This window comes from Paenibacillus sp. MMS20-IR301, assembly GCF_032302195.1.
Classification (GTDB): domain Bacteria; phylum Bacillota; class Bacilli; order Paenibacillales; family Paenibacillaceae; genus Paenibacillus_AQ.
In genome coordinates this window covers 540,179-567,013 of the sequence record NZ_CP135275.1, presented here as the reverse complement: position 1 = coordinate 567,013, position 26,835 = coordinate 540,179, and the positions used below count along the sequence as shown (strand labels likewise).

Annotated in this window: 23 protein-coding genes; 6 read left to right on the top strand and 17 right to left on the bottom strand. The window is 53.4% G+C overall.

Annotated features, from left to right (window positions below; all coding sequences use genetic code 11):
• Nucleotide 1 precedes the first annotated feature (1 nt).
• From LOS79_RS02315 to LOS79_RS02285, 7 genes are all read right to left on the bottom strand, one after another.
• Complete coding sequence (locus LOS79_RS02315) at nucleotides 2–1,237, bottom strand: MFS transporter (RefSeq protein ID WP_315415980.1); 1,236 nt, start codon at nucleotides 1,235–1,237, stop codon at nucleotides 2–4.
• Between the two features lie 6 nt (nucleotides 1,238–1,243).
• The gene (locus LOS79_RS02310; protein WP_315415978.1) at nucleotides 1,244–3,001 is read right to left on the bottom strand and encodes a DUF5605 domain-containing protein; all 1,758 of its coding nucleotides are present in this window, start codon (nucleotides 2,999–3,001) and stop codon (nucleotides 1,244–1,246) included.
• Nucleotides 3,001–3,708 carry a beta-phosphoglucomutase gene (pgmB, locus tag LOS79_RS02305; RefSeq protein WP_315415977.1) on the bottom strand — a complete coding sequence of 236 codons (708 nt, stop codon included), beginning with the start codon at nucleotides 3,706–3,708 and terminating at the stop codon, nucleotides 3,001–3,003. Before pgmB ends, LOS79_RS02310 begins: the two co-directional genes overlap by 1 nt.
• A gap of 35 nt (nucleotides 3,709–3,743) precedes the next feature.
• Complete coding sequence (locus LOS79_RS02300) at nucleotides 3,744–4,598, bottom strand: alpha/beta hydrolase (protein ID WP_315415976.1); 855 nt, start codon at nucleotides 4,596–4,598, stop codon at nucleotides 3,744–3,746.
• A gap of 54 nt (nucleotides 4,599–4,652) precedes the next feature.
• Nucleotides 4,653–5,546, bottom strand: coding sequence for a carbohydrate ABC transporter permease (locus LOS79_RS02295; RefSeq protein ID WP_315415974.1), 894 nt, complete (start codon nucleotides 5,544–5,546; stop codon nucleotides 4,653–4,655).
• A gap of 12 nt (nucleotides 5,547–5,558) precedes the next feature.
• Nucleotides 5,559–6,494, bottom strand: coding sequence for an ABC transporter permease (locus LOS79_RS02290; protein ID WP_315415972.1), 936 nt, complete (start codon nucleotides 6,492–6,494; stop codon nucleotides 5,559–5,561).
• 71 nt (nucleotides 6,495–6,565) lie between these two features.
• The gene (locus LOS79_RS02285; protein WP_315415971.1) at nucleotides 6,566–8,059 is read right to left on the bottom strand and encodes an ABC transporter substrate-binding protein; all 1,494 of its coding nucleotides are present in this window, start codon (nucleotides 8,057–8,059) and stop codon (nucleotides 6,566–6,568) included.
• A gap of 245 nt (nucleotides 8,060–8,304) precedes the next feature.
• Here LOS79_RS02285 and LOS79_RS02280 point away from each other — a divergent pair, with 245 nt between their 5' ends.
• The 4 genes from LOS79_RS02280 to LOS79_RS02265 all read left to right on the top strand — a co-directional run bounded on the left by LOS79_RS02280 (nucleotide 8,305) and on the right by LOS79_RS02265 (nucleotide 14,835).
• A complete protein-coding gene (locus LOS79_RS02280) occupies nucleotides 8,305–10,020 on the top strand; it encodes a sensor histidine kinase (RefSeq protein ID WP_315415970.1) in 1,716 nt (571 codons plus the stop codon).
• Complete coding sequence (locus tag LOS79_RS02275) at nucleotides 10,017–11,654, top strand: response regulator transcription factor (RefSeq protein WP_315415969.1); 1,638 nt, start codon at nucleotides 10,017–10,019, stop codon at nucleotides 11,652–11,654. The genes LOS79_RS02280 and LOS79_RS02275 overlap by 4 nt, the downstream gene beginning before the upstream one ends.
• A 147-nt stretch (nucleotides 11,655–11,801) precedes the next feature.
• On the top strand, nucleotides 11,802–12,416 hold the full coding sequence (locus LOS79_RS02270) for a TetR/AcrR family transcriptional regulator (RefSeq protein WP_315415967.1): 615 nt from the start codon (nucleotides 11,802–11,804) through the stop codon (nucleotides 12,414–12,416).
• Nucleotides 12,417–12,444: 28 nt separating this feature from the next.
• Nucleotides 12,445–14,835: an MMPL family transporter gene (locus LOS79_RS02265; RefSeq protein ID WP_315415966.1), complete on the top strand. Its 2,391-nt coding sequence runs from the start codon at nucleotides 12,445–12,447 to the stop codon at nucleotides 14,833–14,835.
• A 203-nt stretch (nucleotides 14,836–15,038) separates the two neighbouring features.
• Here the strand turns inward: LOS79_RS02265 and LOS79_RS02260 are convergent, their stop codons facing one another.
• From LOS79_RS02260 to LOS79_RS02230, 7 genes are all read right to left on the bottom strand, one after another.
• A complete protein-coding gene (locus tag LOS79_RS02260) occupies nucleotides 15,039–16,778 on the bottom strand; it encodes an ABC transporter ATP-binding protein (RefSeq protein WP_315415965.1) in 1,740 nt (579 codons plus the stop codon).
• Nucleotides 16,775–18,577, bottom strand: a complete 1,803-nt coding sequence (locus LOS79_RS02255) for an ABC transporter ATP-binding protein (RefSeq protein ID WP_315415964.1) — start codon at nucleotides 18,575–18,577, stop codon at nucleotides 16,775–16,777. The genes LOS79_RS02260 and LOS79_RS02255 overlap by 4 nt, the downstream gene beginning before the upstream one ends.
• Complete coding sequence (locus LOS79_RS02250) at nucleotides 18,574–18,696, bottom strand: hypothetical protein (protein WP_315415963.1); 123 nt, start codon at nucleotides 18,694–18,696, stop codon at nucleotides 18,574–18,576. Before LOS79_RS02250 ends, LOS79_RS02255 begins: the two co-directional genes overlap by 4 nt.
• Nucleotides 18,697–18,870: 174 nt before the next feature.
• On the bottom strand, nucleotides 18,871–19,458 hold the full coding sequence (locus LOS79_RS02245) for a chloramphenicol phosphotransferase CPT family protein (RefSeq protein ID WP_315415962.1): 588 nt from the start codon (nucleotides 19,456–19,458) through the stop codon (nucleotides 18,871–18,873).
• A gap of 349 nt (nucleotides 19,459–19,807) precedes the next feature.
• Entirely contained in the window at nucleotides 19,808–20,806 is a 999-nt protein-coding gene (locus tag LOS79_RS02240; protein WP_315415961.1) for a phosphotransferase enzyme family protein, read from the bottom strand.
• A gap of 581 nt (nucleotides 20,807–21,387) precedes the next feature.
• A complete protein-coding gene (locus LOS79_RS02235; RefSeq protein WP_315415959.1) occupies nucleotides 21,388–21,810 on the bottom strand; it encodes a VOC family protein in 423 nt (140 codons plus the stop codon).
• A gap of 75 nt (nucleotides 21,811–21,885) precedes the next feature.
• Nucleotides 21,886–22,893 (bottom strand): sigma-70 family RNA polymerase sigma factor, encoded by a 1,008-nt coding sequence (locus LOS79_RS02230; RefSeq protein ID WP_315415958.1) that lies wholly within the window; start codon nucleotides 22,891–22,893, stop codon nucleotides 21,886–21,888.
• Between the two features lie 62 nt (nucleotides 22,894–22,955).
• On the opposite strand from LOS79_RS02230, the gene LOS79_RS02225 reads away from it, so the two are divergent.
• Entirely contained in the window at nucleotides 22,956–23,372 is a 417-nt protein-coding gene (locus LOS79_RS02225) for a GNAT family N-acetyltransferase (protein ID WP_315415957.1), read from the top strand.
• Between the two features lie 67 nt (nucleotides 23,373–23,439).
• Here LOS79_RS02225 and LOS79_RS02220 read toward each other — a convergent pair whose 3' ends face one another.
• The 3 genes from LOS79_RS02220 to LOS79_RS02210 are packed head-to-tail and all read right to left on the bottom strand — an operon-like array spanning nucleotide 23,440 to nucleotide 25,986.
• A complete protein-coding gene (locus LOS79_RS02220) occupies nucleotides 23,440–23,889 on the bottom strand; it encodes a DUF1877 family protein (protein ID WP_315415955.1) in 450 nt (149 codons plus the stop codon).
• A 53-nt stretch (nucleotides 23,890–23,942) separates the two neighbouring features.
• Nucleotides 23,943–25,397, bottom strand: a complete 1,455-nt coding sequence (gene cls / locus LOS79_RS02215; RefSeq protein WP_315415954.1) for a cardiolipin synthase — start codon at nucleotides 25,395–25,397, stop codon at nucleotides 23,943–23,945.
• A 1-nt stretch (nucleotide 25,398) separates the two neighbouring features.
• Nucleotides 25,399–25,986 (bottom strand): TetR family transcriptional regulator, encoded by a 588-nt coding sequence (locus LOS79_RS02210; RefSeq protein WP_315415953.1) that lies wholly within the window; start codon nucleotides 25,984–25,986, stop codon nucleotides 25,399–25,401.
• A 151-nt stretch (nucleotides 25,987–26,137) separates the two neighbouring features.
• Between LOS79_RS02210 and LOS79_RS02205 the strand changes: the two genes are divergently transcribed.
• On the top strand, nucleotides 26,138–26,812 hold the full coding sequence (locus LOS79_RS02205; protein WP_315415952.1) for an SDR family NAD(P)-dependent oxidoreductase: 675 nt from the start codon (nucleotides 26,138–26,140) through the stop codon (nucleotides 26,810–26,812).
• Nucleotides 26,813–26,835 lie beyond the last annotated feature (23 nt).

Sequence of the window (26,835 nt, the reverse complement as noted above, 5' to 3'; positions counted from 1 at the left end):
GTTAATCCGCTCCTTCACTGTTCTGAATCCATTCCTGAGAGAGGTTCCGCTCTCTTATCCGTTCCCGCTTGCTTCCTAATAAATATATGTACAGGCCTAAGGCCAGGACGATCAGCCCTGCGCAGCACATATACATCACGGCATAACTTGTGTAGCTCAATAACAAACCGATCAGAATGGAGCCCGCGGCATAACCTCCATCAATAAACAGGAAGAAAGTCGCATTCCCCGCTCCTCTGCGTTCCGACGGACAACGCCGCATCGTAAGCGCATTTAATATCGGCTGCACTGTTCCGAATCCCAGCCCGTGCAGCACTCCGGCAGCTATAAAGCCGTCCAGTGAGGCAATGAACGGCAGCCACGCGAGAGCAGCCACCGCAAGTAAAAACCCTGGGATGATTACGATGCCCGGGCCGTGTTTATCCGAGATTTTGCCGCAAAATACTCTTGCTGCCACCATGGAAATAGCGCTAAAGGTAAAAAACAGGCCGATCAAGCCTACCCCTTGCTCAAGTCCGTAAGCAGGCAGAAAGGTAATAATGCTGCTCTGGGGCATCGCTATAAAGAACATGACCGCCGAGGTCGGCAGGGCGCTTCGCTCAATCAGGTTATTCCGGCGCGGAGCAATGGGCTCTGCCGCTGCTGGCCTGCTGCCCTCCGGCTCACGCAGCCGCCAGGCAACAGCTATCGCCGCCATAGCCAATAGAGCGGTAATTACATATAGCAAGGTATAATTGTTCAGCTGCCGGGCAAAAAACAGGCCGATCCCCGGACCCACAGCAACGGCCAGTGTATGGGCCAGTCCGGCCAGGCCGATTCCCTCCATCAGCCTGCGTGGCGGGACCACCTGGGCGAGCATCGTTCCCGAGGCTGTGGAGCTGGCACTGAAGCCCACTCCATGGATGAACCGGACCAGCAGCAGCGCCCAGACCCAGGGCAGTACCGAATAAGCTAAAGAAATAACAGCAAAGACAGCGGTACCGGCCACAAGCATAAGCTTCCCGCCGAGCCGGTCCACCAGTCTCCCGAAGTAAGGGCGGAACAGCAGGGCTGCAATTGTGAAGGCACCCATCATCATCCCGGCGGAAGACGGGCCGCCCCCGGTTTGCACGATGTAGAGGGGCAGGGTAACCATCTGCATATTCATTGCTATGCTGGTCAATGAGCTGATGCACAGCAGTGTGATGAAGCTTCCCGTCCATAGCCGGGGAATACCCGGTGATTGAGGATTTTGCATAGCTGCCTAAACGGCAGTAAGCCTCACAGCAATATAGGGACTCCCCGGAAGCTCAAGCCGGAAATGGCCCTCATATTCTCCCGGCTGCTCCTGAATGCTCATATTCCAGGTGTCGATAATTTCCGCCTTATAACGGACTCCCGGCTTCATGGCATACTGTCGGTATGCAGGCTGATTGAATCCGTAGTAGTACAGATAATATTGATCTTTGATTCCGGCGCAGGGCACATCCCAATCCGATTTCAGCGGTTCAAGCCCGTTTCCCGGGGCTGTTTCCAGAATTGTCCGCAGGAAGCCGATTCGCTCAGGGCTGCTTCCATACAGCTTCCCGCCCTTGGACCACCATAGTATTTCCTCCGGATGCAGGTAGGTTTCGCCATGTCCCACATACCCGCCGCGCACCGCCCCTTCCCAGAAGCGCCGCACCATCTCCTGACCGGTAATATTGCCCCAGCCCAGATCGATATTCCCTTCATAGGCGCATTCGTCAATAACCACCGGCTTGCCCCAGCGTTCACGCCATTCCGTCGTATTCTCCGCTGTCCGGTATACATCAACCCGCTGGGTGCTGCAGTGTGTCACCCAAGGCCGCGAATAATCATAGAAATCGAAGCAATTGTGAATTGAAATCAGATGCCCTGCAGGATCACCCTCCGTGATGATACCGGCAAAGCGTTCCCAGTCTTCCGCCTCTTTGGCCCACATCAGATCATATTCGTTGGCAAGCGACCACCAGAGGTTGCGGAAAGCGGACAGCCGGGCGGTTAAATACCGCAAATACAGATCGTCCGCCGCCGGTTCCATCTCCGAGAAGCTCCACCGGTCATAGGCATGAAACAGAATTAAATCCGCTTCAATGCCAAGCTTCATCAAATCAAGCAGCCGCTCCTCCATACGCCGGAAGAACACCGGGTTAAACCGGGTGAAATCCCAGCCCTGCGCAAGCGAACCTTCATAGGGGAACAGCTCCGGCTCCTCCAGATTAAACTGATAAAATTTCGGAAAAACCGTCATCCGCAGTTTATTGAACGGCGACTCGGCCAGCGTCTGCAAGGTCTCCTGCTGCAGCGCTTCGCTCTGGTGAATCCAGGCATAACAGGTCGTGCCGACAGGAGCATAAGCTGTCTCGTCTGCATAAGCGAAGTGGAATTGCCGGGCCACGCGGACGGGGCCATGATTCCCTGCTACCGGCGGTGTACAGGTGAACTTCCCGGCAATCCCGGCAAGCGGAGTGGCGTTACAGACGGTGCGGTAGGTCCATTCGCCTTCTGAGGCCGGCATAAAGCGGACCTTGTATATTCCGCTGCCGTCATAGAAGCCCTGCACGTTCACACGCTGCCCGTCCTGCACAAATTCCGCCTGCAGCGTAATATCTGTGAAGGGATTGGCATAGCCCAAGCCCCCGGCTTCCAGCTCCAGCTCGAAAATCCCCCAGCGCTCAGCGCTATCCGGCGCGGAAATAACCTTAGCAGCGCTTGCTTCCGCACCGGTGTCCGCTTCTGCAATTGCACCGGGTACGCATCCGGAAGCCTGCCGCGCAGTTGTTTCGTCCGGAATGCGCGCCAGCTCGGACAAGACCGCAGCCAGCAGCTCATCCGGCCATGTCCAGGCTTCATTGGCTACCGCCAGTTCAGGCAGGGTTCTGGCCTTGGAGAACGGAAGGAACGGCGAATTCCCCAGCTCCGGCACGTATTGGTTCAGAATAGCGCGGCCGGCGGCGTTCGCCCAGATATGGCCGATCTTGGTGTCCTTATCAAATGGCATTAATAATGTCCTCCTTGCATGATGGAATCGCTGCTCCCGGAATCAGTAGAGGCAGCTGATGCCTTCTCCAAATACGGCAGCAAATCAGGCAGCCGGTCCAGGTGCAGGACAGCCAGCGGGCTGCCGCAAGCTGTCCCAACCGCTGCGGGCACCATTCCGGCAGCGGCAGCTGCGCGGACACCTGCCTCAGCATCTTCAACAACCAGGCAGCTAACCGGCAGGAGCTCCAGCTTCTTGGCAGCGGTAGTGAATACTTCCGGGTCCGGCTTACTGCGGGCAAGCTCATTGCCGTCAACAATGACGTCGAACCGTCCGGCAATGCCCAGCTGCGCCAGGATGGCCCGGGCATTACGGCTGGAGGAGCCGATCGCCGTCCGGATTCCCCGGTTCTGTAAGGCATCAAGTGTCTCTTCCACTCCGTCCAGCAGATCCGCTTCAGATATACCGGATAACAAGTCTTTATAATAGCCGTTTTTGCGTTCAGCCAATTCCTGCTTTTGCGGTTCCGTGTACAGCCGGGATGTACGCTCCAAAATAATGTCCAGGCTCTCCATACGGCTTACCCCGCGCAAACGGTCATTGATTATCCGGTCAAACGGGATGTTCTCCTCCTTGCAAATCCGGCTCCATGCCTCATAATGCAGATTATCCGTCGAAACTATGACGCCATCCAGATCAAAAATAACAGCTTTAACCTCTGTGCCCACAGGCATTTGCCCCCTTTGTTCTAATGGCAAAAATGTCAGTCCTGCTCCGCCTGGAAATCATCAAAATTGAATTCAAACGGCTTATCGATAACCTCAAGCTCACCGAACAAAGAGCGCAGCCATTCTGTGCTCAGCTCAAACCATTTGGCAGCATGGGCATCCACCATGCTTTTGCGGCCGTTCGCGAGGACTGCCGTAGACAGGGATAAACCGTGTTCTCCGCGCTGGAACACATGATATTCAAAGGGAAGATTGCGGGCGGCATATTCCGTAACCAGCTTCAGCGTGTGCTGAACGCCGACAACAACATCTTCAAAGGTCGTCCAGATAAATGCGGGGGGAGCATCTGCACCGACCTGCTTGTGCAGGTTGAGCAGGTCCAGCTCCTCCTGCGTATAATCCGGTGTACCCATCAGATTCTCGACCATCTTATGATCGTTTTGTTTGTTCTCCTCCGCATCCCCGAGGTCAATCGCGGGATACCCGAGAATCATCGCGTTCGGCCGGTGCTCCGCACGCAGCCCGGCTGCGCAGGCCAGGTGCCCGCCGGCAGAGAAGCCGCAGACGGCAATCTGCTCCGGCAGGACATGCCAGTCGGCCGCATGCTCCCGGATCATGGCAATCGCTTCGGAAGCTTCCTTCAGTGGCTGGAAGCCGCCGGCATGCTTGCCTACTGAATAACGCAGGACAAACGCCTGGAAGCCTGCCGCCGCGTAAGCCAGTGCAACCGGCTCAGCTTCCCGGTCGGAGAGGAACATATACGCCCCGCCCGGGAAGATCAGCACTGCAGGCTTCGCGGCCACCGTTCCCATTTCCTTCGACGACTCCTGGATATAGCCGGTCAGCTTGACACGTCCGCTTTCATTCAGCTTCACTTCAACCATTTTCATATGATAACCTCCATAGATTAACATTTTTTTATTTTTTGCTTGTGCTGCAGCATCTTATCCCTTGACTCCGCCAAGCGTAATCCCCTTCACGAAATTGCTCTGGATGAACGGATAGACAATGACAATCGGCAGAATCCCGGTCACGGCTATCGCCATGCGGACGGTAGCTGAAGGTATTTTCGCCAATCCTTCCTGAATGTTGTTGCTCGCCGCAGAATTGGATGTAAGGAACTGGATATTCTGGATCATCCGGTTCAGCAGGTTCTGAATACTGAACAGATCGGTGCGGGTGGTCAGATAGATATAACCGTTATTCCAGTCGTTCCAGTAGGCAATGCCGACAAACAAGGCAATCGTAGCGACAATCGGCTTGGCCATCGGCAGGGCGATGCGGCGGAAGGTCGCGAATTCACTGGCTCCGTCAATCCGCGCGGCTTCCAGTATCTCTGTCGGCACCCCTGTAACGAAGTAGCTTCTGACCAGCAGGACATTATAGGCATTCAGCAGCAGACCAGGGATAATCAGCGCCCAGATCGAGTTTTTGATGCCGAACACTCCGGTATACATCAGATAGGTAGGCACGAGCCCCCCGTTAAACAGCAGGGTGAAGAATACAAAGAAGGAGAACACATTCCTTCCCGGCAGATCCGCCCGGGCCAGAGGATAAGAGAGCAGGGTGGTTATAATGATGCTCAGCACGGTTCCGGCAATTGTCACGAAAAAGGATATGCCGTATGCGCGGGCAATGGCCTCCCCCTCCTGCAGCAGATACGTATATGCGCCTGTACTAAGCTTGCCGGGAAAGAAGGAGTAGCCGTTTTTCAGCAAATAATCATTATCCGTAAAGGATGAGACCGCCAGCAGAACGATCGGAATCAGCGCCAGAACAGACAGAATAGTCATGATACAATGTGCAGTGAACTGGAATACTTTCGTTTCTTTACTCATTCCTGTAGCCTCCTAGAAGATTGCGCTATCCTTATCCAGCCTGCGGACCAGCAGATTGGAGCCCATAACCAGAATGAAGCCGACGACGGACTGGTATAATCCCGCTGCCGCAGACATGCTGATGTTGCCGAGCTGCAGCAAACCGCGGTACACATAAGTATCAATCGTGTTGGTGGTCGGATAAAGCGCCCCCTGATTCTGCGGCACCTGATAGAATAAGCCGAAATCCGAATAAAAAATTCTGCCGAGCGCAAGCATCGTAAGCAGGATAATGACCGGCTTCAGCAAAGGAAGGGTGATATACCAGATTTGTTTGAGCTTTCCCGCCCCTTCCAGCTCCGCCGCTTCATAATACCCCCGGTCTATCCCGATAATGGTCGCAAGATAAATAATGCAGCTATAGCCGACGGACTTCCAGGCGCTTACAATAATCAGAATAAACGGCCAATATTTCGGCTCATTGTACCAGGCTACAGGCTCAATACCGAGAGCAGCCAGAATCGTATTGTTCAGGAAACCGTTTTCAGCGCTCAGAAAAGCAAATACCAGATAGCTGACAATAACCGATGAGATCAGAAAAGGCAGCAGGATAATGCTCTGATAGAACCGGGTTCTCACCTTTGAGGTTAATTCGCTAAGCAGAATGGCGACGATAACAGCCAGCACGGTATTGATGACAATGAAGGCAAAGTTGTACAAAATCGTATTCCGCGTAATCACCCAGCCGTCCGAGGTCTTGAACAAGTATTCAAAGTTTTTGAAGCCGACAAAGTCGCTTCCGAAAATCCCCTTGCGGGCATTATAGTTTTTGAATGCAACCACAAGGCCGGTCATCGGCAGGTAGTTATTGATGAACAGATAGAGCAGCCCTGGAATCATCATCAGGTACAGCGGGACAAAGCCGCTTAATTTTCTGACGAGGGTCTTTTTTGTCACTGCCTTTTCCATATGCCCTCCTCCTATGACGGGATATTGCGGTCCCCCCTGAAGTCAGGCAGGAACCGCATGTTGTATAATGTTTATTTCTTGGAAGCCCACTCATCCAGCTGGCGCTGCTTCTCCTCAATAATGACGTCAATACCGGCGGCATCCAGCTTGGCGTTCATCTCAGGCAAATACTCATCCGGGTCGACAACCCCATTCTCCAGCACTTTTCTGTATTCATCGTATACGTTTTGCACGGATGTGATTTCGGTCGCTACCTTGGCATTATCAAAAGTAAAGCCGAGCGCAGCGGATTTTTTGGCCGTTTCATTGAACTTGCGGGTGTCCTCCCAAATGGACGGCTGATTCCCTTCCCAGACCTTGGTAATGAATTCATTGGGCAGCAGCCAGGTCATGTTCAGGTTGTACCCGGAGTTCTTGGAATCAATACCGTCCGGAAACCCGATGGTTCCACCGGTCTTGTCCACATAGTGATCCCCTTCAATGCCGTAAGCCAGCAGATTCATCATATCCTCGTTGGTATAAAGCAGGTTCAGGTATTCCATCGCCTTATCCGGATGCTCCGAGTTAATCGGAATAGTCCACGGCATGGACGACACGCTCGAGCCCGGCATGAATGAATCCAGCGTCTGGACAATAAACATCGGGGTACCTGCCATATTGGATTCCTGCTGCTCAATGCCGGGCTTCCAGGTGGTGTTATAGGCGAATAACGAGCCGGCCTTCACCCGCGGCGTAACTGCCTCCGTAGTCGTAGTCACATCCTTGCTGATGTACCCGTTCTGATACCAGCCTCTGACCAGCTTCAAATAATTTTTATAATCCTCTGATTTGAACAAATTGACGACTTCCAGCTTTTCCCCGTAATTAAGCAGTACGCCAAAGTCGTTGCCGAGTCCGTCGAAGTTCCGGTATTGATTCAGGAAAGACTCGGCGGATGGTGCTACTGTAGTCAGATTCGGTTCGTTTTCATGGACAATTTTGAATACATTCCCTACATCCTCTATGGTCTTAATAGTGGCGATATCAATCTTGTATTTGTCCAAAATATCCTTGCGCATCGAGAATGCCCCGTATCCGCTTGCAAAATCACGCAGGTTCGGCAGTCCGTACAGCACGCCGTTGATGCGGGTGGCATTGATATATTCCTCACCGAGCGCTTTGATAATGCCCTGCCCGTGCTCTTCAAGCAGCCCGTCCAGCTCGGTCAGCTGTCCCTTCTGATATGCCGAGCTGTACGTGAACAGGCCCGACATAATGTCCAGCTTCTCGCCGCTGGCCAGCATCAGAATCATCTGCTGGTTATAGGCGGCGGAATCAATAATCTGGAGCTCCACCTCTACGCCAATCTCCTTACGCGAAATTTCGTTCATCGCCTCCTGCACCTTCGTTATTTCCTTAGGTATCGTGCTGAAGGTCGGCATGGTCATTACCAGCGATACCGTCTCCTGCCCCGCCCCTTCGGCAGCATTCCCGCCGTTCTCTTTCTGCTGGCAGGCACTCAGAACTCCTGCCATGATGATGACCAGGCATAACACCGCAATCAGCGGTAATTTGGTTCTGCTCATTTGAATCCCCCTTTTTCAATTGGATGATTTGAGTATAAGGTGTGCTTCAGGATAAAAAAATCATTATCATTTGCAGAATTATCACTAATGTGAGCTTTTCACCGGACGTATTTGCATGGCCAAACATTTCTTGACAACCGCAGTATTCTTAAGTATTTTTGAAGATACCCTAAGATGTAAGCGCTATTATAACAGAAATAACTATACGCTGGATGGTGAAAACAATGCTCAGAAGACTTAAGCAAATGATCTCACCCAATTCGCTGAAGTTCCGGATTATAGGAAGCATCTCCATAGTCATGCTGATTCTGCTTCTGTTAATGATCTTCAACAATGTCTATGCGATTCAGGTCGTGCGGGGCCAGGTCTTCGAGTCACATAAAAACACACTGGATATCTATATGGAGCAGATTGACGACGCCTTGGCGGATGTTGAGAATTTCCTGGCAGGCATGAGCACCCTTGAGGTGGATATCCGCACGATTGAGAAACCGCCGCGGGACATCGACCGCTATTTGGCCCAGTACCGGGCCGAGCAGTCGTTAAACAAATCAATCTGGGGCTACCGGTCGGTCGACGGTTTCTTCATCTACTCCAAGGAAGCCGATGTCTATCTTGATTCTGCGCAGCAAGGCGTGCCGTTCCTGGAGCAGCAAAAGCTCAAAAACTATGTCAGGGAATCCGGCCTGTTCGAGAGCCGTTCCAGCTGGTATACCGCTGAGATCGACCATGAGTTCTACCTCCTGCGTACGATAAAGGTCTGGGGCACCGATGTCGGGGCCTGGCTCAAGGTCAAGAATCTTGTCGAACCCCTGCAGGGTAAAAGCTTCAGCGGCATGAACCGGCTGTTCCTGAGCCTGAATGACGGCACTCCGCTGATTCCGCAGCCCGACTTCCGCAAACTGCCGATGGATCTGGGCATTAATTTCAATAACTATCATTTCACGGATGTCGGGAACAACAAATATATGCTTATTGTGCAAAGCTCGGCACGCGGCAGCTTCAGCCTGGTCGCTATGATCCGGGACAACAGCATCCTGGACGGCCTGGATTCCCTGCAGTCCCTGATTATTACAATTTCCCTGTGCGTGCTGGTCATATTGCTCCTGCTGACCTGGACCTTAAGCAAGCTGGTCATTTCTCCGCTCAACAAGCTGCGGCAGGGAATGAAGCTGCTCCGCTCCGGCAATTTCAATGTCAGGCTGCATAACGAGAAGCTGTGCGATGAATTTAATCTGGTCAACCATACCTTTGATGATATGACCGGACAAATCCAGCGGCTGAAGATTAACATCTATGAAGAAAAGCTGCAGAAGCAAAAGGCCGAGCTGCAATATTTACAATTGCAGCTCAACCCGCATTTCTTCATGAACTGCCTGGGTACCATCCACAGTCTGGCCGGACTAAACAAACCGCTGCTGATTCAGGAAATGTCCGTCCGTCTCAGAAACTATTGGCGGTATGCCCTGGCCGGTAACCACCTCGTCCCGCTGGAGCAGGAGATTGCCCATGTGAACAATTATCTCGATATTCAGCGGCTGCGTTTCCAGGATCATCTGAGCTTCCGGCTGCATGTGGACGATGCGGTGCTGCAGATTCCCGTTCCGCCTTTAATCATTCAGACCTTCATAGAGAATGCCATCAAACATGAGGCCGTGCCCGGAAAGCTTCTGATCATCTCGCTTGATGTCACAGTGGCGCCGTTCTCTGAGGTAATGCAGATTTCCATTACAGATTCGGGGGACGGTTTCGGCACAGATGTGCTGGAGGCCCTGCGCAAGGGAAGCCGGATAGGCGGAGCTGACGAGCGGCATATCGGCATCCACAACATCCGGCAGCGCCTGGCGCTGATCTACGGCCCCCGGGCAGCACTCGCTTTCACCAACGAGCCGGGGGCTGGCGCACGTATTGATATTGAGCTTCCGGTATACACACAGGAAAGAGAAGAGGTGGCTTTATGACTAATGTGTTAATTGTTGATGACGAGTATTATATCGTCCAGGACATTAAGCATTCGCTCCAGTGGTCCAGATTAGGCATTACTGAGGTATTCACTGCACACAGTATGCAGGAGGCAATTCAGGTGCTCAGCACCAATAGTATACAAATTCTGCTCAGTGATATTGAGATGCCCAAGGGGAGCGGGCTCGAGCTGCTGGCCTGGGTGAACGCGCAGAATCTGCAGACCGTCAATATCCTGCTGACCAGCCATGCGAGCTTCGTGTATGCCAATCAGGCCATCAAGCTGGGCGGGTTTGACTATCTGCTGAAGCCCGCCCCATACGAAGAGCTGGAGCAGGCGCTGGCTAAAGCCGTTGATCAGGTCAACACCCAGCTCGTCTACTCCGAGCATGCCCGGCAGGCCCGGTACTGGAGCGAGAACAGGACACAGATTGCCGGACAGTTCTGGTCGGCCGTCGTGCACGGTGAAGTCCCTCCGGAGGGCAGTCTCATTAGGCAGGAAGCCGCAAAACGGCATGTGCCCTATACCGGAGCGAGCCGCTATCGCCCGGTACTCATCCATATCCCGTTCATGAATGAACGGGCCGACGAATGGGGGCGCGGCTTGTTCGAATATGCCTTCAAGAACATTGCCAGTGAAATTCTGCTCCCCGGGCAGGATTCGCCCGTCATAGTTATGCTCGACAAAAACACATTCATCGCCCTGGATATCCGCAGTTTAGACAATCCGGGAGCCTCAGCCGAGCTGTATGAACGCTGCCAGCGTTTTGTCAGCTACGGCAGCAAATATCTGCCTTGCCGCTTATCCTGCTATATTCGCGATATTGATTGTGAGGCTGCCGACCTGCACTCCCTCTGCGGGCAGCTGATCGAAATGAAGAATAACAATGTCCTGCAGGAGGGCGGCGTGTTCCGGCTGCAGGAGACAACCGCTGGTTCACCTGCCTATTCCCCGCCTGAGATGGACGCCTGGTTCAACTGGATTTTCGAGAATCAGCGGGAGCCGGCGATTTCGGCTGTAGGCAGCTATCTGGACGAGCTGGTCCGCACCAATAAAGTGAATGCAAATGTACTGCTGCAATTCCATCATGACTTTATGCAGGGCGTGTACATTATTCTGAAACGAAAAGGGATTCTGGCCCATTCCGTATTCTCGGACCCGGAATCGCGGGCGCTTCTGGCACAGTCACTTCAATCGGTCAGCGCCATGAAGCAGTGGATTGCCCATATCATTATCAAGTCCATTGATGTCTCTTACCTGGTAGAGAAGACCTCTTCGGTCATCGAGCGGGTCAAGCAATACATTGACCGGAACCTGGAACAGGAGATCAGCCGCAGCACGCTGGCCGAGCATGTCTATCTCAATCCGGAATATTTATCGCATATATTCAAGAAAAAGACCGGGAGCTCGCTCTCCGACTATATTACGGATGTACGCATCCGCGAGGCCAAGCGGCTTCTAATGACTACCGATCTTCCCGTCCGTGAAGTCTCTCTGCAGGCTGGCTACACGAATCTGGCTTATTTCTCCAAAATATTCAAGCGCCTGACCTCCAAAACCCCGCTCGAATACCGCCGCCAGTGCAGTTCACGGGAGCTGGAGGCTGCGTCTCCCCCGCCATCCGGCTGCTGAATCTCCGCCCAATCAATAAAATTTTAAATATTCACACTCTCGACACTAATTGCTCATTGTGCAATCTTGCTCTTTGAGCAATAATATAGACTGTAGATCTTAAATCAGCAGTTCAATCCATACATAAGAGAGGAGGAAGCATGAAATTTGAATCCCAAACTGACTTTGCGGGACAAAAAAAAGGAAGCTACAGCCTATGCACTGGCCGTAGCCGCTTTTGAGCTTGCCCTTGCGCAAGGCATGGACGGCTTCATTGTGGATGATATTGTCCAGAAGGCCGGATACTCCCGGCGCACCTTCGCCAATTACTTCTCCTGCAAGGAGGAGGCGGTAGCCGCGTACATCATCGGCAGAGCTGCGCATGCGGATGAGGATGTGCTCGACGGCCTGCCCACAGATGCCGCTCCGCTGGACATCTTGTACAGCCTGCTCAAGCTGCAGTTCACTTCAGAGTTCCTGCATAAACTGCGGCAGTTCGTCTCGCTCTCGAACCAGTATCCGTCGCTTGAGCCTTATATCCTCAGCGTATTTCACCGCCTGCAGATCGCTGCCCAGGAAGTGCTTGAGCTGTACTCACGCGGTCGTTACGATGACGGTTATACCCATCTGCTGGCCGGCGCTGTCTATGGCGCATTCGTGCCGATTATGGATGGACGGCTTAACGTCCTGCTGCCCGGTGAAATTCCGGCCGAAGGCTCCGCTGCCATTCCATTCGATCAGTATTTGAATTCCATGTTTGCTTACTTACGCAACGGCTTCTAAATCAGAGATAAAGAGGAGAAACCACTACATGTCAACATTTCTGTACCGCTTAGGCAAATCGGCTTATGCCAAGCCGTGGTATTTCATCGCGGCCTGGATCGTCGTACTCGGTGTTATTGGTGCCCTGCTTGGTGTCAACGGCATCCAGTCCAGCTCCGAAATGAAGATCGAAGGCACCGAATCCCAGAAAGTGCTGGATAAGCTGGCGCAGGAGCTTCCTGCTGCTGCCGGCGGCCAGGCGAGTGTCGCCTTCACCGCACCCGCAGGCGAACGTCTCGATACGCCGGAGCGTGCCGCGCTGCTGCTGAAGGCTGTTAATGATGTATACAATATGGACTACGTCATTAACCCTGTTGAGCTGGCTGCCCAGGCCGCTGCTGCTGCGGCACAGGCTGCCGGTGCTGATCCGGCTGCTGCCGCCGGTCAGGCTGCTGCTGCCGATCCTTCTGCTGCCGCCGGCCAGGCTGGCGCCGCTGCTGACCCGGCTGCCGCCGCTGCTGCACAGGCCGCTGCTGCTGCACAGGCTGCAGCGCAAGGTGCGCTGATCGTGGACGGCGCTCCGGTTCCCGGCGTCATGCTCTCCGCTGACGGGAACATCGCCCTGTTCCAGTTCCAATTCACGGAACAGCAGACCTCCCTGCCTTCGGAAGTACCGGATAACATTATCGACACGGTAACCGAAGTCGAGCAGGCCGGCTCCGGGATCACCGCAATTCCAAGTGATTCCCTGAAGAGCATCCCGGCCATCGGCTCAACCGAGGCGATTGGTGTTGTCGTGGCCGCGGTTGTGCTGTTCATGACACTAGGCTCAGTCGTAGCCGCCGGTCTGCCGCTGATTACCGCACTGCTCGGTGTCGGCATCAGTGTCGGAGGCGCATTCGCCCTTGGCAGCCTTATCCAGATGAATGATATCACGCCGGTTCTGGCCGTTATGATCGGTCTGGCTGTCGGTATCGACTACTCCTTGTTCATTGTTAACCGGCAGCGCCGGCTCATCCTCGATGAGAAGCTGAGCGCCGGGGAATCTGCCGGACGGGCACTGGGCACCGCCGGCAGCGCCGTATTCTTCGCCGGCCTGACCGTTATCATCGCCCTTTGCGGCATGCTCGTCATCGGCATCGGCTTCTTGTCGACTATGGCACTTGTCGCTGCTGCAAGCGTGCTGGTCAATGTTCTGCTGGCCCTGACCCTGCTGCCTGCCCTGCTGGGACTGGTCGGCGAGAAGATCGTGACCGCCAAAGCCCGCGCCAAAAAACCTGCGGCCGGCAAGAAAGAGCACCAGGGCTTCTCGCACCGCTGGGCCAATGCCACAGTGAAATACCGCTGGGCCATCATTATTCTGGTCGTTCTGGTTCTGGGAACAGCGGCTATTCCGGTAACCAAGATGGAGCTGGGTATTCCATCCGGCGCTTCCGCCAATCTGGACACTCCGGCGCGTCAAAGCTATGACATTATCTCCAAAGGCTTCGGCGAAGGCTTCAACGGACCGCTCCTGCTGGTAGCAGAGCCGAAGAACCCGTCCGATAAAATCTCGATGGAGACGCTCGGCAAGCTGGTTCAAGAGCTGATGATGCATGATAATGTTACCCAGGTATCCCCGATGGGTGTCAATGCCACCGGCGATATCGCTATTATCAGCCTGATTCCTAAGACCGGCCCTACGGATACTGCGACCAGAGATCTCGTGCAGGATCTCCGTGATCCTGCTTCCAGTCTTGCTTCAGGCAATAATATTTATCTGGGCGTGACCGGCTTCACGGCAATCAATATTGATATGTCCTCCAAGCTGTCGGATGCCTTCCCTGTGTACATCGGCATCATTGTGATTCTCTCACTGATCATCCTGCTGCTGGTCTTCCGTTCCATCATCGTTCCAATCAAAGCGACTGTCGGCTTTGTATTAAGTATTCTCGCCACCTTCGGCGTAACTACCGCTGTCTACCAGTGGGGCTGGCTGCATTCCCTGTTCGGCTTCGATACCGGCGGACCGCTGCTCAGCTTCATGCCGATCCTCGTCACCGGTATTCTCTACGGGCTGGCTATGGATTATCAGGTATTCCTGGTCAGCTCCATGCGTGAAGCTTATGTTCATGGCCGCCACGGCAATGACAGCGTCGTACACGGCTACGATCTGGCCAGCCGCGTTGTGCTGGCTGCCGGCGTAATCATGGTCTCCGTCTTCGCCGGCTTCATCTTCGCGCCGGATGCCATGATTAAGCAGATCGGCTTCGCCCTGGCCTTCGGTATTCTGATCGATGCCTTTATCATCCGCATGACGCTCGTTCCGGCTGTAATGGCCGTCTTCGGCGACAAGGCCTGGTGGCTGCCGAAAGGGCTTGACCGCCTGCTGCCGAACCTCGATGTCGAAGGCGACAAGCTGATTGCCAAGCTGAACGCCGAGGGCGGGCAGAAGCACTAGCCAACTCCGGGCGGAGTCACTGCCGTCCATTTATTAAAAAAGAACGCCTGCAGACCATGTCCGCAGGCGCTCTTTTTTAAAATATAAGAATTTAAATATCCCGGGGTCCCCGCAAAGTACTTGAATCAGCATCCAAGAATTGGCATCACTTTGTGGGGGTGATTTCCGGGGTCCCGCTTTGTGGGGTTGTCTGTTTGCATCCGTTACTTCACTCTCCAGCCCTCGGTCCCCTGCTGGGTATCCCATAGCTGCTTGTATAATCCGCTAAGCTCCAGCAGCTCATCATGTGTCCCCTCCTCCACGAGCTCCCCCTGATCAAGCACAATAATCTTGTCTGCATTCCGGATGGTCTTCAGCCGGTGGGCAATAAGAATTACCGTCTTGTCGGCTACCAGCTCATTGATCGCCTGCTGCACCGCTGTCTCGTTCTCCGGGTCCAGCGAAGCTGTAGCTTCATCGAGCAGAACAATGGAGGCGTCCTTCAGCAGAGCGCGGGCAATGGATACCCGCTGCTTCTCTCCTCCTGACAAGGTCGATCCGCCCTCGCCTACCGGAGTATCATAGCCCAGTGGCAATGCCGAGATAAATTCATGGCAGCAGGCCCGTCTGGCTGCAGCTTCAATCTCCGCCTGGGTCGCCTGCATATTGCCGATGCGGATATTGTTGCCGATGGTGTCCTGGAACAGGTACACATCCTGGAAGACCATCGATATCTCTGACAACAGCTGTTCAGGATCGGCGCTATGCAGCGGCTGCTCCCCGATATAGATCGTTCCGCCCTGGATTTCCCAGAATCTCGCAATCAGCCGGGTCACCGTGCTTTTACCGCTGCCTGACGGTCCTACCAGCGCTGTAATTGTCTTAGGCTGAATGGTAAAAGAAAGATTCTTCAGCACCGGCTTCTCCGCATCGTACCCGAAGGTCACATGATCGAATACAATCGGCGCTCCGCATGGTACTGTTCCCTCTCCCGGCAGCGGCTGCTCCTGCCGGACATCCATAATGCGCTTGGCACTGTACGCGGAATAACGCATCTCTCCGTAATTCATCAGCACTACCGAAAGCGGCTCGAAGATCTTGGTGCCGACCAGCAGGAAGAGCAGGAAGACCGGCAGCGTCAGGTTGCCTCCGGCCAGTGTATAACTGCCGGTAATAATCATCAGCGTCAGGCCTGAACGGGCAAGCAGCATGGCCCCCATGATCATCGGGCCCATAATCCCCTCAAGCGAGATCGAAGCCCGCTTCAGCTCATCAAAGGACAGGCGCAGCCGTTCAAAACGCTTGCCGCCCATATTATGGGCCTTGATCTCACGGATGCCTGACAAATATTCCTGCAGACGGCTTGCAGCTTCATTCTTGGCCCGCACATGGCGCTCGCTGAGCCGCGCCTGCAGCGAATCCGTCAGCCAGAGCAGCAGAACACCCAGCGGCATCGCGGCGAACATGGCCAGCGCCATCCGCCAGTCCACCAGGAGCAGACCGCCCAGGGCAAGTACAGGGAGCACGACCGCACTGATCAGCTGCGGTACATTATGCGAGATGGTCTGTTCAACCTGACCGTAATCGCTTAACAGGAGATTAGTGATATCTCCCGGATCGCGGCGGCCGAAGAAGCCCAGCGACAGATGGCGGACATGCTCGGCCAGGCTCAGCCGTCCGGAAGCAGCCAGACCGTAAGCAGCTTTGTAGGTTTTGTCGTACAGATAAGAATAGGCTGCATATTCTACAACCAGCCAGGCCAGCAGGATAATGCATACCGTCCACATCCGGCCCAGATTCAGCCCCGCTTCCGGTTCAGCGAACGAACGGTAGATTGTATTGAAAATATCCACCAGCAGCGCAGCAGGAACAACCTTGGCGATCCCGTCCAGAATCGCAGCCAGTGCGGAAGGCAGCAGACTGCGCGGACTTCCTCCCGAGATATTATAGAAATAATTGTTCATCCTTGTCTTCCCTCCCCCAGTCTCCAGCTTGCAGCCGTGATATGCGACTGCCACATCACTTCGTACAGGCCCTGCTTGGCCCGCAGCTCCTCATGGGTTCCCCGTTCCGTAATTTGGCCTTGCTTCACTACCAGAATCTGTTCAGCACCTTGAATGGTAGAGAGGCGGTGGGCGATAATCAGCACGGTTTTGCCCTTGACCAGCTCAGCCAGCCCCTGCTGGATCTTCCGTTCATTCTCGGCATCGGCATACGCGGTGGCTTCATCCAGTACCAGAATCGGAGCATTCTTGAGCAGCGCACGGGCGATCGCTACCCGCTGGGCTTCACCGCCCGACAGATAGGTGCCGCCTTCACCGATTCTCGTCTCATAGCCTGATTCCAGGCGCTCGATAAATTCATGGCAGCAGGCGGTCTTGGCTGCGGCGATTACCTCTTCCTTCGTAGCGCTTGTATTGCCCATGCGGATATTCTCCTCGATCGTATCGTAGAACAGATGCACATCCTGGAATACAAACGAGACGGTGTCCATCAGCTTCTCCGTACCCATCTCCTGAACAGGCACACCGCCAATCTTGATAACACCCTGCTGCACATCCCAGAAGCGCAGCAGCAGACTGGCGATGGTGGACTTGCCTCCGCCCGAAGGTCCGACCAGGGCAGTCATCTCACCGGCTCTGGCCGTGAAGCTGATCCCTGAGAGGATCGGCTTGTAGTTCGTACTGTCTTCAGGCTCGTAGGCGAAGGACACATTGTCGAAGACAATATCATGGCCGGCGGGAACCTTCGGCGCTTCCGGCTCGCATACCGGCTGTTCGGCGAATACCGCAGCAATCCGTTTGTTGCCTTCCACAATTTCCCGCATCCCCCCGCCCAGATAGAGCAGCTTCAGCAGCGGGGCAGACAGGCTGGGACTGATCAGCAGGAACAAGATCATCGTTACGGCAAACGACTGATTGCCGGCTTCTCCGCTCGCAAGCAGGATACCGGCCGGTACCGCGAACACGAACAACGAGCCGATAATGACAAAGAACAGGCTGTAAGAGGTTTTGCATAAATTCGTAATTTTCAAGGAAATATCACGGTAGCGGGTCACCGCATCCCGGAAGGTCAGGAAGGAATCCGCGGCAATGCCGAACACCTTCACAGCAGGCATTCCCCGTACATACTCCACCCCTGTTGCATTCATTTCTTCTATTGCATACTGGAATTCCCGGTAAGCCTTCTGTCCGCCTTCGCTTCCGAATACTCTGGCCTGCAGCCAGAAGCCTGCACCGATCGGCAGCAGCAATACCAGGGCCATCACCCAGTCCAGCCAGAATAAATAACCCAGCAGCAGCAGCGGCACAACCACCGCCACTACGAGATCGGGCAGCTGGTGGGCGATAAACTTCTCTATTTTCTCGACACTGGTCTCGATGATCTTCTTCAGCTCACCGGTAGCGGTCCGGGTATGATAGCCCATCGGCACCTTCGCCACATGATCGGACAGCTGCACACGCAGCTCATAGAGAATGTTAAATGCGGCAATATGCGAGCACATTCCCCCGATATACAGGGTGATTAATGACCCTAGCAGCGACAGCAGCGCAATGATGCCGCACTGGACAATGAGGTCCTTATCCACTCCGCTGATATCCCGGGCATGGAGCAGCAGCTCCTCAATAATCCGGTATACCGCGATAAAAGGGACGATCTGCAGCAGACTGGACAACGTCGAGAAAATACTTGCTGTGGCCAGCAGCCCCTTTTTGCCGGATACAATCTTCAGAAGCCCGAGCGCTTCGGAGCGTGCCTTCATCGGATAACACCTGCTTTACCAGCATGCTTGTCCGGCAGCCCGGAGGCTGCACCGCTGACACAGATACGGATCATTATGTAATCTTTGGTATTAAGCCTTGTATATTTTGCTTTGGTCATGTTCCAATCTCTCCCTGCCATTAATTGATAATCATTATCAATTAACTATGACATAAATCCCGCGGCACCGACACCCGAATCGGGAGGATTAGCGTACAGATTGGGATTATTATGTGCGGCATTAATTTTCAATAAAAAAAGCCCGCAGACATAGTCCGCTGGCTCTTACTCTGCTTAAGAGACACTCACATCTCTTTTATGCAATTGCTTAAATACCGTGTATTCCTTACCCGATCTGATAAAATCTAATATCATTCCGGCGCATTCGCTTGGACTCATCTCTTCCGTATGTACTTTGAGGTCATATTCATCCATGCTATATACGGTGCTGAACTGTGCAGCTGCGAGACCGATATTCCGGTCCCCTCTTAATTGCTCTCTTCGTATAAGTTCTTCTTTCGAGCATATGACGCCTACGAATAATACAGGCTGATCGGCAAACAGCTCCAGACACTGATTGAACCACTTGTCGTTGTCGATTACGGTATCTACAATTACATTCAACCCCATTTCTGAGAAGAGCTTGACGGTTGAATAGTAGGTTGTGATCAACGGGCCGAACATGATTTGTGCAATCGCTTCCTGCCCTAATTCCCTCGCCGGTTCAATATCAGTAAATGTGTGATTAAAAAATCCCTTAACAAAATCATCCACCGACAGATGATGAAACAGAATCTCCTTTTGATTGATCAGCTCATTAGAAATACTGGTCTTGCCTGAGCTTGAAGTTCCATTCAGCAACACTATCATTCCTTGCTCCAAACGAACCACCCTCACCTGTATAATTATACTTTGGCAGTATCTCCCGCAATCCTGTCCTTTAGCATAACAAAAGCAGCCAATCAGCTTCAAGTATGGTGACTGCCTTTCGGACCCAATCGCTATAGTTCGCTTGCAGCAGGTCTGCTTTATCCCAAAACGATATGTTAAGTGCACTTCGTACAACTAAATAATCAGATTGTCTGCCCATTATCGGTTTAACTGTATTTCGTGCAACTAAACTGCCATAGGTAGCTTGTTTTAACGGATTCAAGCGAATTTAGTTGTACAGAGTGCAGCTATCCGATCGGGCAACACCTGTTCGTTCCTTTTAACTGCACATAATACAGGTTTAAAGTTCGAAAGGGGCCTCAGACGAGTAAATCTCATGGAAAAATCCGAAATACGGGATATCGTCCACCAGGCATTTTATACGATACGCCAACTCCTCATCACACTCCGGCACTTCGCCGTTGTTCCGCATGACCTCGAACGCATCTATAATATTCTCCAGGAAGTTTGCTTGAATAAACAACGGTAATGCATCTAGCAGCGATGGATCGAGCAGGGTCTCGGACCTGTAGCCCGTAAGGACTGTTGCAAAATACTCCTCCATAAACTTCTTGCGTTTACCGGCGTCCGGTTCATGCTGTACCCAGCCCATTCCGTTTCCCCAGACACTGGCCAGGTCAAACATATACGGGCAGTAACAAGAATTATCGAAATCATACACGGTTATTTGCCCGGTCCCGAAATCTATAAAGTAATTTCCGTCATTGAAATCAAAATGGTTCATACCAAAAGACTCCTGATTCCTGCCGAACCCTTCCAAGGCTCTGAGGAGCTCTGCCAGCTTCTCCTTCAGCAGAGATAATGAGCCGGGGATCAGCTGATCGATATAACCAGGATTGTATTTATCAAAAAAACTGTACCGTGGATGAACCGGAGTGTATTCTTTTGACAATTGGTGCATCTTCCCCAGTACTTTACCGCAGTTATAAAAATACTCGGAAAGCGGCACGCCCTCCCGGTATTGATAGTGATTGTCCGCCAGCAGATGGCCCTTGGCCTTGTCAAACAGGCAGATATAGAACTTGTGATTATGATGCGTGATCTCCTCCACCAGCTTCCCCTGCCGGGAGCTGATGACATTAGAGACGCTGGCACCGTGTTCAAACAGATAGCGCACATATTCCGTTTCAGCCAGGCAGTCTTCCCGGCTCCTGTCAGGCAGGAACGTAATCCGGAGAATTGTAACATCCGCCCCTTCCTGCTCACAGGCATAGACGAGATTCCGTCCTCCTGCATGCGGCGGTATCTGCCGGAAGTTACATCCGTTTAACCCGTACAACCCCGATACTAATGGAAGTAAATGTGCAGCACTGATTGCAACAGCCTCGTTATAGTTTATAAAATCTCCTCCATACCATGTTGTCAACGGCTTACTCATACTGAATATGCTTAACCGTTCCCGCCTAAATTGTACTTAGAAGCGTCTTTTACGCTCAAGGAAGACTTTTTATATAATCAAACTTTACCGGGGATACAACCCAATTCTGACCCTTATGGACACCACAGCCGTTATTCGCTCAAACTAGGCCTTTGGGGCGGTCTTGCGGACACCACGGCCCTTATTCGCCGCTTTTCATGGGCTAACTCCGCTTTTCCGGTGAAATAACGGCGCTGGTGTCCGCAAGTCCGGCACTCAGGTGCCTTTTCACAGGCTTAACGCCCACTCATGTCCGTAACACTTAGCCAGTCACTTGAACAACCGTTACGTGACTAGCTACTTTCTTAACAGAGGCCCATTTCAGTTCATTTATCTGCGCGGCAGCTCATTATGTTTACGTCAACGTGTAATTAAAGCATGAATGTGCTGCAGTTACTGTTCTGAGCTGCACGGGATAAGCCGTGCAACTCTTTAGCAGCAGTTTAGTTCTCAAGCTCCGTATAAATTTGGAAGCCTACGCCGAACTTGTCCGTTACATCGCCGAACCCGGGACTGAACGGCTCCTCCTTAAACGGCATATTGACTTGACCGTCCTGCTGGAGGGCTTCAAAAATCCTTCTGGACTCTTCCACGCTGTTCGTAGTGATACAGATGGTTACCCGCTTACCGTTCTCAATCGGCGTACTGCCGGGAGCGTCCGAGAACATCAGCTCAGCTCCGCCTACCTGTACCTTGGCATGGGCCACAAGGCTTTTCACCTCAGCAGGGAATGTATCCGGGATCCCCGGCATTTCGCCATACGTAATGATCGAGAGGACTCTAGCACCCATAATGTGTGCATAGAACTGAATAGCCTCCTGCGTGCGCCCCTCCAAAGTGATATAGGGGGTAAGTTTGACTGTCATCGCTTGTTCCTCCTTGAATCCGGAATGGAATCACTGATGTGATTCATTAGTATAGACGTTCCGGGCCCGGCAAAATCATCGGTATTCCGGCGATTCAAAGCGAATAAATAATTCAGCGTCTATAAAATGATGAACATGCGCGATTTTGCCCCGGCCCGTCTCAAGCACATGAATGGCCCACGGGGTAAGCAAGCCGGCTTCTCCGGCGGGGACATACTGGGCAAAAGCAGTCCGGTTCCCGTTAGCCCGCACCGGCAGCAGCCTGGAGCCCGTGCAGTGACTGCGTGTGATATCGTAGAATTCCGAGAGCGCTGAGCCGCCTTGAACCCACATCGTAAACGGCGGCATCGACAGGCTGCCGTTCTCCTGAAACAGGGCTATCAGCCCGGCAATATCATATTGCTCAAAAGCCTCCACGTACCGGGCAATCAGCTGCTCATCCACCTCGCCATCCTCCGGCTGCATTTCCCCGGACCGCAGCTGTGCCCTTGCCATCGTCGCCCTTGCCCGCTGCATTGCGCTGTTGACCGCCGCCACGCTCATCTCCAGCGCATTCGCGGTCTCACCCGCCGACCACCGGAAGACCTCCTGCAGAATCAGTACGGCACGCTGCCGGGGCGGCAGCAGCTGTAGTAGCGCAATGAAGGACAGCCGGAGCGTCTCCCTGCCGATCAGGATGTTGCCAGGGTCGTCCACATAGCCAGGAGCCGGCCATATCCAGGAGTCCCGGGACAGGTTGTCCCTGGGCTCTGTAATTCCAGCGGCTGGTTCGGAGAGATCCATCGGCAGTGCCCGGCGCTTGGCGCTCCTTAACCGGTCCAGACAGATATTGGTGGCAATCCGGTACACCCAGGCTTTGCGGGCAGACTGCTGCCTCAGCCGGTCCCGGTTCTGCCAGGCCTGAATCATGGTATCCTGCACCGCATCCTCCGCTTCGAAGATAGACCCCATCATCCGGTAACAATAACCCGTAAGCTCAGAACGAAGCTCCTCCAGTGTATCGGGTGACTCCTCTACTCGGTTCATTTGGCAATCTCTCCTTTGTGACTCTTGCAGCTTCCCCCTACTTACGATACGGTTCACCGTGCTAAACCCTAAACGATACTCCCCCTTATGTTACTATTAAGCTAAAAGGAGTGAATACCATGAACATCATCGAGCTGGAGCATGGACAGAACGCGCAGCAGATCTCAAGATTACTGGAGGAACACAGCCGCCGCATGGACAGCAGCATTCCGCCTTATAACCGTGAAGTGATCTCGCTGGCAGCTTACGAGGAAGGTACCTACATCGGCGGCATTACCGGTGATATGGTCTGGAATATTCTGAGTGTTCATCTGCTCGCCGTTGATCCCGCGTACAGAGGCGGCGGACTGGGCCGGACCCTGCTTGCGGAGCTGGAAGCCAGAGCCCGGCAGCATGGCTGCAAGGTGAGCGAGTTGACCACGATGAGCTGGCAGGCTCCGCACTTTTATCAGAAGCTGGGCTACGAGATCTTTGGCGAGATTAAGGATTGTCCGAACGAAGGCCAGAGTAAATATTATTTGCAGAAAAGCCTCTAAACAGGCATCCCGCCGCCGGGAATCCGCAGCTTGTCCGCCAGTATACGCTTAAAGCGCCTGGTCACGCTCAAACCACACTGAATATGACATGCTGCCCGGCGGCTAAGGCTTGCTCGTAAAAGGCCAGCAGTGAGCCGAATTCACGCTTCAGCTCAAGCCGGAGCTCTTCTGTTTCAGGGCGGTGCTCCAGCCTGCCGAAGTCCAGCTGCTTCATCGCCCGGATAATCCCGTCCAGTTCATCATGCTCCGTACAGGCAAAAAATCCGTCGTCCTCCTCCACCTCAAACACGTGAACCCCAACAACCGCTTCGCTTAGCGGGTCCCCTTCAACCGGTTCACTGGCTGAGACTCCGGTTAGCGCCAGATGGAGGGCATCCCATATTTTATCAATATCATAGTATGCATTCCCGCCCTCAACGAGTCTCTCCAGCGTATCCAGCAGCTCCGCCCCGTCCATCTCCATCATCCGCTCCAGCGTATCCTCATTTACCATTACATATTGACCTCTCATCCCCATGTGCTTCCCCTCCTCGTAGTACTAAATAACCCTTTGCTCGCTCCCTCTGTTCATTACAGGATCGGCGACAGAAGCCGGGATATCCCCTCCTTCAGCTTAATAAGCAGGGAACGCTCCCTGTAGCGCTCAAGGGTCAGCTCCGAGCTGAGCAGGCTGTCCTTCAGGAACAAGTCCTCCAGCTGCGCGGTAATCTTCAGGTCATACACAATTGCATTGACCTCGAAGTTCAGCCTGAAGCTCCGCGAATCGATATTCATCGTCCCGACAGACGCTGCTTCACCGTCCACAACAATCGTCTTGGCATGCAGGAAGCCGTTTTCGTAGAGCAGAATTTTCGCCCCGTAATCGAGCAGATCTCCGGCATAAGCCCAGGTGGCCCAGTACACGAACGGGTGGTCAGGCTTGTCAGGGATCATGATCCGCAGATCCACTCCGGAGAGCAGGGCGATTTTGCAGGCATCCATAAAGCTCGTATCCGGAATGAAGTATGGGGTCTGGATGTACACACGCTCTTTGGCCGACAGTATGAGCTTGATATACATATTCTTCAGATGCTCCGTTGCAGAATTGGGACCGCTGGTAATAATCTGAACCGGGCTGGTCCCCGTATGCTGCTCTGTGTAAAAGGAAAACTCCCCGTAATCCCCGCGCTCATGCTTCCCGGCCTGATGCCAGTCCAGAATGAACCGTCCTTGAATCTGATTGACCGCATTGCCGCTGATTCTAAGGTGGGTGTCCCGCCAATAGCCGAATTTCGCGTTCAGCCCCAGGTACTCATCCCCTACATTGAAGCCGCCGATATAGGCAATTCTCCCGTCAATAATACAGAGCTTGCGGTGATTCCTGTTGTTGATACGGAAATTCAGCGGCCGGAGCAGCGACGGGAAGAACACCTCCACCTCGCCCCCGGCCTGGCGCAGCTCCCTGAAGAACGCGGGTGAAATCCGTTTGGAGCCGACCTCGTCGTAGAGCAGCCTGACCTTTACGCCTTCGCGCGCTTTGGCCGTCAATTCGTCCCTGAGCCTCCTGCCGAGCTGGTCCCGCTGAATGATGTAGTACTGGATATTGATCTCTGTCCGGGCAGCGCGGATGTCCGCAAACAGGGCGGCGAATTTATCATGGCCGTCACTGAAAATCTGCAGCTCATTATCGCTGGACAGCAGGCCATGCGACGATCTGATATTCATGGCGATCAGCTCCGTATATTTCTGCATCCAGGAAGGCAGGTTCGCTGCCTCCTCTGTTAGCGATGCCAGCTGCCGGTCGGTTTCAGCCTGGACGTATTCCTGTTCCTCGACGAACAGCTTGTAGAAATTTTTCTTTTTCAGATTGCGCCCGAAGAAGATATACAGGATAAACCCCAGAATGGGAATGAAAAATAAAACCATCAGCCAAGCCCATGTATACCCCGCCTCCCGCCGCTCAATAAACAGAAACCCGAGAGCCAGCAGGATGTTGATGAAGGTAATGAGTGAGATAATCAGGGTGGTCAGACTTGCAACTTCCATCTCAAATCTCCCTTCCGGCAGCCCGGAGTCCGCCTGCAACGAGTAAGGCCACCTTGTCCGCAGCCTGCTCTTTATCCATCTGCAGCTCACCGCTGACCCATTGAACTGCTCCTTCATGAATCGCGTGGGCAGCAAAAGCTACCTGGAGCTTCAACTCCTCTTCCTCCTTGGAACCGGGCCCGGGGCGGCCCAGACATTCCAGCAGATAGTTCTTCAGCTCTGCCAGCATCTTCACCTTCAGCTGCGGGACAACCAGGGCGATATAGCTGCTGCGGCACTGTACCTCCGGCTGGGAGTAATAATCGCACACGGCCAGCACAAGCTGCCTGATAGCGGTACAGTCAAGCTGCTCAATCTCCGCTATACGCTGGCCGATGGCCGCCGAAGCAGAATCACCCATCATGTAGTCGAGCAATTCATATTTGTCATTGAAGTGGGCGTAGAAGGTGGCCCGGTTCACTTTCGCCTTGTCCGTAATGTCTGCGATGGTTATTTTGGCAAAATCCTTCACCGGCACCAGTCCGAGAAACGCATTCACCAGCGACTGCTTCGTCTGGGTGACCCGTACATTCATCACTTTATTCGCCATAGCTTCCTCCTGCACGACAATTCCGCATGCCTGTTGCTATAGCAACATCTGCCTGCCGTTTGTTGATTGTTACGCTGCAGCTTCAGGTGTATATTCACATTAAAGCAACACGCGTTAACTTAATATATCACATCAAAGGAGTTAATAACCCATGAAAACTATTGCAATCGTCGGTGCAGGTCCCGGACTCGGTCTTTCTATCGCTAAAATATTCGGGCAGAACGGCTTCAGGGTAGCTGCGATCGCCCGGAATCCGCAGAAGCTGGAAGTAATCGTAAATGAGCTGGCTGAGCTTCAAATTGAAGCCCAGGCTTTCGTGGCAGATATCACGGACCTGGATGCATTGCGCCGGGCTCTGCAGGCTGCGAAGCAGGCATTCGGTTCCATCGATGTTCTGGAGTTCAGCCCTTATGCCGGCTGGAGTTCATTCACCTCCGTGCTGGAGACGACACCGCAAAGCGTATCCGAACAGATCAACAGTTATCTGCTGCCGGCTGTACAATCGGTCAATGAGGTATTACCCGATATGCTGAACAGCCAAGCGGGTGCTATTCTCTTCACCACCGGCATCTCTGCCATGCATCCGCTGCCGTTTGTCGGCAATGCCGGCATCATCATGTCAGGCATCCGCAATTACGCCACCAATCTCTATAATGTGCTGAAGGACAAGGGAATCTACGTCGGGCATCTGTCGATCGGAGCGGCAATCGAGGCCGGGACAGCAGGTGATCCGGATATCATTGCCGCTGCCTGGTATAAACAATATGAGAACGGGGAGCAGTTCGAGGATGTTTTTCCTGGAGAGGCTATGCTGCAGTGGCCCTAGCAAAAAAAGCTGCTCCAAGCAGC